Origin of the sequence: Siccirubricoccus soli (assembly GCF_024178315.1) — a bacterium.
GTDB lineage: Bacteria > Pseudomonadota > Alphaproteobacteria > Acetobacterales > Acetobacteraceae > Siccirubricoccus > Siccirubricoccus soli.
Genome location: NZ_JAMZIK010000195.1, coordinates 1 through 7,751 on the forward strand (window position 1 = coordinate 1; position 7,751 = coordinate 7,751).

Here is a 7,751-nt window from a genome sequence, read left to right on the forward strand (position 1 = left end):
GCTGCGCGCCGCCGCCGCCGCCGGGTTTTCGGGCCGGGCGCGGGACGAGGCGGCGCTGGCCGAGGTGACGGCGCTGCTGGATGCGCTGGCGGCGGCGCTGGGCGGCTTCACCGCCCTGCCCGAGGGCCGGGTGACGCCCCCCGCCGATTTGCTGGCGGCGCAGCTGGAGGCGGCGGAGCGGCTGGCCAGCAGCGAGGACCGGGCGGGCGGGCTGCGCCTCTACGCCGGGGAGGAGGGGGAGGCGCTGGCCTCGCACCTCGCCGCCCTGGCGCCGGCCATGGCGGCGCTGCCGCCGCTGCCGGCGTCCTCCTGGCCCGCTCTGTTTGAGGCGACGATGGACGGCGCCGCCGCGCCCTCCATCCGGGGCTCCCGCGGGCGCGACCATGGGCCGCATCCACGGGTAGAAATCCTCGGCCTGCTGGAGGCGCGGCTGCTGACCTTCGACCGGGTGGTGCTGGGGGCGCTGGACGAGACGGTCTGGCCGCTGGCGACCGACCCCGGCCCCTGGATGAGCCGGCCGATGCGCCGCGATTTCGGCCTGCCGGAGCCGGAGGCGCGGATCGGCCGGGTCTGCGCCGACTTCCTGCTGGCGGCCTGCGCGGCGCCGGAGGCGGTGCTCTCCCGCGCCGCGCGCCGCGGCGGGGCGCCCACCGTGCCGGCCCGCTGGCTGACGCGGATCGAGACTTTCCTCGATGGCCAGGGCGGGCTGCGGCTGGCGGCGAGTCCGGCGCTCGGCTGGGCGCAGCGGCTCGATCGGGCGGAGCGGGTGACGCCCTGCGCCCGGCCCTCGCCGCGCCCGTCGCTCGCGCAGCGGCCGACCCGGCTTTCGGTGACGGAGGTGGAGACGCTGATCGCCGACCCCTACGCCTTCTATGCGCGGCGGGTGCTGCGGCTGTTTCCGCTCGACCCGCTGGATGCCGAGGCCGGGGTGCTGGATTACGGCAACCTGGTCCATGCCGCGCTGGCGGGCTTCGTCCGCCGGCTTTCTGCCCAGCCCTGGCCGGGCGCCGATGCGGCGCGGGCGATCTGGGACGAGGCGGCAGCCCTGGCGCTGGAGGAGGCGGCGCCGCGGCCGGGCCTCGCCGCCTTCTGGGGGCCGCGGCTGGCGCGGATCGGCGGCTTCGCGGTGGAGCAGGAGGCGCTGCTGCGCGCCGGGGCGCCGCCGCTGACCAGCCTGGTCGAGATCCGCGGCGAGCTGAAGCTGGCGACCGGCGCGCGGGAGGTGGTGCTGACCGCGCATGCGGACCGCATCGACCTCGGCCCCAAGGGGCTGCGGATATTGGACTACAAGACCGGCGCGCCGCCCTCGACCCGGGAGGTGGAGGATGGGCGCAAGCCGCAGCTCACCCTGGAGGCAGCCATGGCCGCGGCGGGCGGGTTCCGCGACCTGCCGGGCGGGGACGCGGCGGAGCTGGTCTATTGGCGCGTCTCGGGCGGGCCGGTGCCGGGGGAGGTGAAGCAGGCGGTAGCCGGGACGCAGGAGATCGCCGCGCTGGCGCAGGAGGCGCGGGAGCGGCTGGCGGAGCTGGTGGCGGAGTTCCTGCTGGGGGACCGGCCCTTCACCGCCCGCCCGCACCCGAAGCGCCAGCCGGCTGGGACGGAATACGACCACCTCTCCCGCCTCGGCGAATGGGCGGCGGCGGAGGAAGGGGCGTGAGGGGGGGCAGCGTTGCTCCCTCCCTCGCCTTGCGGGGGAGGGCTGGGGTGGGGGTGTCGTTCCGCAATTCGATGCCGCTCCCACTCCCGCGCCATGACGGCCTGCGCGGCGCGGTCCCGGCCTTGTGCCCCCCCACCCCGACCCTCCCCCGCTTTGCGGGGGAGGGGGTGCGGCGCGGCGAGACTTACACCGGGGTCCGGGGCCAGGTCCTGGCCCCGGCGGGAGTGCGGAGGGCAGCGCCCTCTGCCGGGGGCATGGGGGCGGAGCCCCCATCGCTTCGGAGGTCATGTGCATGACCTTCTCCGCCCGCGACCGCGCGCAGGAACGCCAGCTTCAGGCCTCCGACCCCCTGGCCTCCGCCTGGGTGGATGCCTCCGCCGGCTCCGGCAAGACCAAGGTGCTGATCGACCGCGTGTTGCGCCTGCTGCTGGACCCGGCGCAGGCGCCGGGGCGCATTCTCTGCCTCACCTTCACCCGCGCCGCGGCGGCGGAGATGCAGGCGCGGCTGCGCAAGCGCCTCGGCGCCTGGACGGTGGCGGAGGAGGCGCTGCTGGATGCGGAGCTGGAGCGCCTGATCGGCACCCCGCCGGGGGAGGCCCTGCGCCGCCGCGCGCGGTCCCTGCTGGTGGAGGTGCTGGAGATGCCGGGCGGCATGCGCATCTCCACCATCCATGCCTTCTGCCAGTCCCTGCTGCGCGGCTTCCCGCTGGAGGCCGGGCTGCCGCCGCAATTCTCGGTGCTGGAGGAGCAGGACGCCCGCGCCCTGCTGGCCGAGGCGCGGGAGGCGGTGCTGGCGGGGGCGAGCGGCGTGGCGCGCGAATTGGCGCTGCTGGCCGGCATCGCCTCGGCCGATGCCTTTGCCGAGGTGTCGCGGGCGCTGCTCGAGGACCGGGCGCGGGAGCGGCTGGAGGCCTGCCTCGCCGTGGTGAATTCCATCGAGGGCCTCAGGCTCCGCCTCGCCACCGCGCTCGGCGTGCCGGAGAGCCTGGACGAGGCGGAGGTGCTGGCGGCGGGCTGCGTGCTGGAGGAAGCGCCGCTGCGTCTCGCCGCCAGCCTGCTGGGGGCCAGCAAGAACGAGAATGACCGGAAGCGGGGCGCGCGGCTGGCGGCCTGGCTGGATTGCCACCCGGAAGACCGGTCGGCGCGCTTCGCCGAGTGGTGCGAGATCTTCCTGACCAAGGAGGGCGCGACCCGCGCGCCCAGCTCGCTGGCGACGAAGCAGGTGGGCGCGCGGCAGGCGGAGGTGCTGGCGGCGCTGACGGCGGAGGCGGAGCGGCTGCTGCGCATCGAGGAGCGGCGGGCCGGCTGCCGGCTGGCGGCGGCGACGGCCGCGCTGCTCTCGCTCTCCGTCCCCATCCTGCGGCGCAGCCAGGCGCGGCAGCGCAGCGCCGGGCTGCTGGGCTATGGCGACCTCATCGACCATGTGCGGCGCATCCTGCAGGACCCGGGCAGCGCCTGGGTGCTGTTCAAGCTGGATGGCGGGCTGGACCATGTGCTGCTGGACGAGGCGCAGGACAGCAACCCGGCGCAATGGGGCATCGCCGCGGCGCTGACCGGCGAGTTCTTCGCGGGCGAGGGGGTGGAGCGGCGGCAGCGCAGCCTCTCCGCCGCGGCGGTGGAGGCGGTGCCGGCACGGCGGACCATCTTCGCCGTGGGCGACATCAAGCAGGCGATCTACGGCTTCCAGGGCGCGGATGCGGAAGGCTTCGCCACCTGGCGGCGGCACTACGCGGCGCGGGTGATGGCCGGCGGCGGGGAGTTCCGCCCCGTGCAGCTCGACGTCTCCTTCCGCTCCACCGCGCCGGTGCTGGCGCTGGTGGATGCGGTGTTCGAGGACGGGCCGGCGCGGGATGGGGTGGTGCCGCCGGGGGAGGTGCTGAGGCACCTGCCGGATCGCCTCGGCCATGCGGGCAGCGTGGAATTGTGGCCGCTGCTGCGCCCGATGGAGACGCCGGCGCCGCCGAGCTGGGTGGTGCCGGCGGAGCCCGAGGCGGCGGCGAGCGCCGAGGCGCTGATGGCCGAGACCCTTGCCGAGCGCATCGCCCGCATGATCGGCACCGAGATGCTGCCGGCGCGCGGCCGGCCGGTGCGGCCGGGCGATGTGCTGGTGCTGCTGCGGCGCCAGGCCAATGTCGCGCTGGTGCCGCTGCTGGTGCGCGCGCTGAAGGCGCGGCAGGTGGCGGTGGCCGGCGTCTCCCGCGTGAAGCTCATCGAGCATCTCGCCGTCATGGACCTGATGGCGCTGTGCGACGTGCTGCTGCTGCCGGAGGACGATCTGCAACTGGCGGCGCTGCTGAAGAGCCCGCTGATCGGCCTGTCCGAGGAGGCGCTGCTGGAGCTGGCGCATGGCCGCCGCGGCTCGCTCTGGGGCGCGCTGATGCAGCGGCGGGCGGCGGCGGCGGCGGACCGGGCGACGCAGGCCGCCGAATGGCTGGCGCGGCTGGCGGACCGGGCCGATCTCGTCACCCCGCATGCGCTGCTGGCGGAGGTGCTGGGCGAGGCCTCCATGGACGGCACGCCGGCCCGGGCGCGCATCCTGGCGCGGCTCGGCCCCGAAGCCGCGGATGTGCTGGACGAGCTGCTGAACGCCGCGCTGAACCATGAGCAGCGCCACCCGCCCAGCCTGCAGGGCTTCCTGCACTGGCTGCGCCAGGGCGGCGCCGAGGTGAAGCGGGAGGCGGAGGGCAGCGGCGACGCCGTCCGCATCATGACGGTGCACAACGCCAAGGGGTTGCAGGCGCCGATCGTGATTCTCGCCGATGTCGGCGCGGGCCAGGGCAATGAGGCGATCCGCTGGCTGGAGAAGGATGGGCTGCCCCTGCCGCTCTGGGCGCCGAACAAGAGCTTCCAGGCGCCGGCCTTCCTCAGCGCCCGCGCGGCCGATGACCGGCGGCGGCTGGAGGAGGAGAACCGGCTGCTCTACGTGGCGCTGACGCGGGCGGAGGACCGGCTGATCTGCTGCGGCTGGGGGAAGGACCCGAAGCCCTGGTACCGGCTGGTGGCGGCGGGGTTCCGCCGGCTGCCAGGGGCGGAGGAGGTCGCCTTCGACATGGCGGCGCTGGGCGCGCCGGCGGCGGCCGATTTCGGCGATGGCATGGGCTTCCGCTACGCCTGCGGGCAGGAGGTGGCGGCGGTGCCGGACCTGCTGGCCACCGAGGCGGCGGAGGCCGGGGCGCTGCCCTCCTGGGCGACGCGGCCGGCCCCGCCCGAGGCGGCGGAGGCGGCCATCGCCCCCTCCGCCCTGCCGGGGGAGGAGCAGACCCCCGCGGCGCCGCATGGCGAGGCCGATCCGGGCGGAAGGCGCTTCCGTCGCGGCCGGCTGGTGCATGCGCTGTTGCAGCATCTGCCGGAGCAGGAAGCCTCGATGCGGGAGGCGGCGGCGCGGCGCTTCCTCGCCCGGCCGGGCCATGGGCTGTCGGCGGAGGAGCAGGCGGAGACCCTGGCGGAGGTGCTCACCCTGCTGGCGGAGCCTGCCATGCAGGCCGCCTTCGCGCCGGGCAGCCTGGCCGAGGCGCCGCTGGCCGGGCGGGTGGGCGGGCGGCTGATCGCCGGCCAGGTGGACCGGCTGGTGGTGGCGCCGGACCGGGTGGTGGTGCTGGACTTCAAGACCAACCGCCCGCCGCCGCTGCGGCCGGAGCAGGTGGCGCCGCTCTATCTGCGGCAGATGGCGGCCTACCGGGCGGTGCTGCGGGAGGCCTTCCCGGGCCGGCGGGTGGAGTGCGCCCTGGTCTGGACCCATGGGGCGCGGCTGATGCCCCTGCCGGACGATTTGCTGGACGAGCATGCGCCGGACGCGGCGGCATGACGGGCCGGGGCATGGCCGGCGGGGCGAATCGGCGGCGCGGGCCGGGGCGAGTGAACGCAGGCGGGGCTGGCGCGATCATGGGATGGGTGGAGCCCTGCAGGGGCCTGCCCGACCGGGCGCTGCCTCAGGCGCCGGGGGCCGGGACGGAGAGGGGGGCGCATGAGCCGGAAGGGCGCATGCGCCGGCGGCATGACGGCTCCGCCCCGGGGCCAGCCTTGACCCGGAGGCCCGGCGTGCCGACCTTGTCCCAGGACTGGGGCGGCCCGGTTTGCCGGCGGCTGTCCCATAGCAAGGCATGAAAGACATGAGCGAACTCACCAAGGCCGTGACGGATGAGAGCTTCAAGCAGGATGTGCTGAACGCCTCCGGCCCCGTGCTGGTGGATTTCTGGGCGGAGTGGTGCGGCCCCTGCCGGATGGTCGGCCCGATCCTGGACGACATCGCCAGGGAGTATGAGGGCAAGCTGACCATCGCGAAGGTGAACATCGACGAGAACCCGATGACGCCGAACGAGTATGCGGTGCGCGGCATCCCCACCATGCTGCTGTTCAAGGACGGCAAGCTGCTGGACACCAAGGTGGGCGCCATGCCGAAGGGCGCGCTGAAGGACTGGATCGCGGGCCAGATCGGCTGATCCCCACGACGTTGCTGCACAACGCCGCGGGGGCCCCGGGGGCGTCTGGCGAGCGGTGAGTCGCACAGCCCGCCGCGGCGAAGCCGCGGCGGGGCAACGGGCGGTCCGGTTCGGGCGGAAAGCTGAGGGCCGGACGGGCGCGCTGTCCGCCTGCCGCGGGTGCGGGCGGGAATGCATGCGCCGCTCCCGCCGCACCGGCGGGGCACAGGCGCGTCGAGGCGCTTCACCTTCCTGCAAGCCGGGCTGGCATCGCAACGTTGCGGCCCCATCTGCCGCCCATGCGCGTCCTTGCCCTGCTTCTCGTCTCTCTCCTCACCCTTCCCGCCACGGCGCAGACCCGCTTCCGCGTGGAGGATTTCGCCACCGGGTTCGAATACCCCTGGGGCGCGGCCTTCCTGCCGGATGGCCGGCTGCTGGTGACGGAGCGGCCGGGCCGGATGCGGCTGGTCGGCCGGGATGGCGCCGTCTCCGCCCCGCTCCCCGGCGTGCCGGCGGTGGAGGCACGCGGGCAGGGCGGGCTGCTGGATGTCGCCGTGGCGCCGGATTTCGCCACGACGCGGGAGGTCTATCTCTGCCATTCCATCGTGGTGGATGGCGGGGCGCTGACCCGGCTGGTGCGGGCCCGGCTGCGCGCCGATGGCGGGGCGCTGGAGGGGGCGGCGCCGATCCTGGACGTGACGCCGACGCAGCCCTCCGGCCGCAACCACTTCGGCTGCCGCATCGTCTTCGGGCCGGATGGCGCCATGTATCTCTCGACCGGGGAGCGCCAGAACCAGACGCGGGCGCAGAAGGGCGACGACCTGGCCGGCAAGGTGCTGCGCCTGGCGCGCAACGGCGCGGCGCTGGCGGACAACCCCTTCGCGCGCCGCCCGGGCTGGCGGCCGGAGATCTTCACCCTGGGCCACCGCAACCCGCAGGGCCTGGCCTTCAACCCCCGGACCGGGACGTTGTGGGAGGCGGAATTCGGCCCGCGCGGCGGGGATGAGATCAACGTCCTGAGGCCCGGGGCGAATTACGGCTGGCCGGTGGTGACCCACGGCATCGACTACGATGGCAGCCGCATCGCCGAGGCGTCCTCCCGCCCCGGCATGGAGGACCCGGCGCATGTCTGGGTGCCCTCCATCAGCCCCTCCGGCATCGCCTTCTATGACGGGGACGCCTTTCCCGCCTGGCGCGGCAGCCTCTTCGTCGCCGGGCTGAACCCGCCGGTGCTGGTGCGGCTGAGCACCCAGGGCGACCGGGTGACGGGGGAGGAGCGGCTGCTGGCCGGCATGGTCCGCTTCCGCCAGGTGCGGCAGGGCCCGGACGGGCTGATCTACCTCCTGACCGACGAGGCCCGCGGCAGGGTGCTGCGACTGCGGCCGGGCTGAGGCGCAGGCGCGCCGCAGCGGCCCTGGCCTAGAGCAATATCCGATCAGGTGGAATCACCTGATCGGATTTCTTGCTCTAGAAAATACAATAACTAGAGCAGCTTATCTCCGACCTGATGGATCACGCCGTGATCCATCAGGTCGGAGGCTGCTCTAGCGGGCGATGCCGGACCCGGCTCACCTGGAAGGGGTGATCACCGCCCAATGCGTGGTGATATGGGCGCAAAGCTCCTCGCTGCCCTCGGCGCGCAGCAGGATCTCGCCATAGACCATCCGCTTGCCGCG

At 74.8% G+C, this 7,751-nt stretch carries 4 protein-coding genes; all 4 read left to right on the forward strand.

The window, feature by feature from the left end; translation table 11 throughout:
* Positions 1–1,657 (forward strand): PD-(D/E)XK nuclease family protein (locus NJ376_RS25390; RefSeq protein WP_252956137.1); only part of this gene is annotated, 1,657 nt, incomplete at its 5' end.
* A gap of 292 nt (positions 1,658–1,949) precedes the next feature.
* Positions 1,950–5,462, forward strand: a complete 3,513-nt coding sequence (gene addA / locus NJ376_RS25395; protein ID WP_252956139.1) for a double-strand break repair helicase AddA — start codon at positions 1,950–1,952, stop codon at positions 5,460–5,462.
* A gap of 304 nt (positions 5,463–5,766) precedes the next feature.
* The gene (trxA, locus tag NJ376_RS25400; protein ID WP_252956141.1) at positions 5,767–6,096 is read left to right on the forward strand and encodes a thioredoxin TrxA; all 330 of its coding nucleotides are present in this window, start codon (positions 5,767–5,769) and stop codon (positions 6,094–6,096) included.
* A gap of 278 nt (positions 6,097–6,374) precedes the next feature.
* Positions 6,375–7,466 (forward strand): PQQ-dependent sugar dehydrogenase, encoded by a 1,092-nt coding sequence (locus NJ376_RS25405; protein WP_252956143.1) that lies wholly within the window; start codon positions 6,375–6,377, stop codon positions 7,464–7,466.
* Positions 7,467–7,751: the final 285 nt, after the last annotated feature.